This is a genomic window from Methylobacterium platani (assembly GCF_001653715.1).
Lineage (GTDB): Bacteria > Pseudomonadota > Alphaproteobacteria > Rhizobiales > Beijerinckiaceae > Methylobacterium > Methylobacterium platani.
Genome location: NZ_LWHQ01000140.1, coordinates 1 through 461 on the forward strand (window position 1 = coordinate 1; position 461 = coordinate 461).

Annotated in this window: 1 protein-coding gene; it reads right to left on the reverse strand. The window is 72.7% G+C overall.

Going from position 1 to position 461, the window contains the following annotated elements; genetic code table 11:
* Positions 1-461, reverse strand: a 461-nt coding sequence (locus A5481_RS35620; RefSeq protein ID WP_483428645.1) for an LLM class oxidoreductase, incomplete at both ends; no start/stop codon positions are given.

Genomic DNA, 461 nt, shown 5'->3' on the forward strand with positions numbered 1-461 from the left:
CGGAACAGGCCGCGCCGGCGCAGCTCGGGCATGACGAGCTCGATGAAGTCGTCGAGGCCGCCCGGCAGGGTCGGGGGCATGATGTTGAAGCCGTCGGCGCCCCCGGCCCGGAACCGCGCCTCCATCTCGTCGACGATCTGCGCCGGCGTGCCGACGATCTGCGAGTGGCCCCGGGCGCCCGCGATGCGCAGGTAGAGCGCGCGCAGGGTCAGGCCCTCGCGGCGGGCGAGGTCGAACATCAGTTGCTGGCGCGACTTCAGCCCCTCGGTGGCGGGCAGTTCCGGCACCGCGCCGTCGGGGTCGAAGCCGGAGAGGTCGTGGCCGACCATGCGGCTGAGCAGCGCCAGCCCCACCACCGGGTCGATCAGCGCCTGCAATTCCTCGAACTTGTCGCGCGCCTCGGATTCGGTGCGGCCGACGACCGGGAACAGCCCGGGCATGACCTTGAGGTCGTCGGGCCG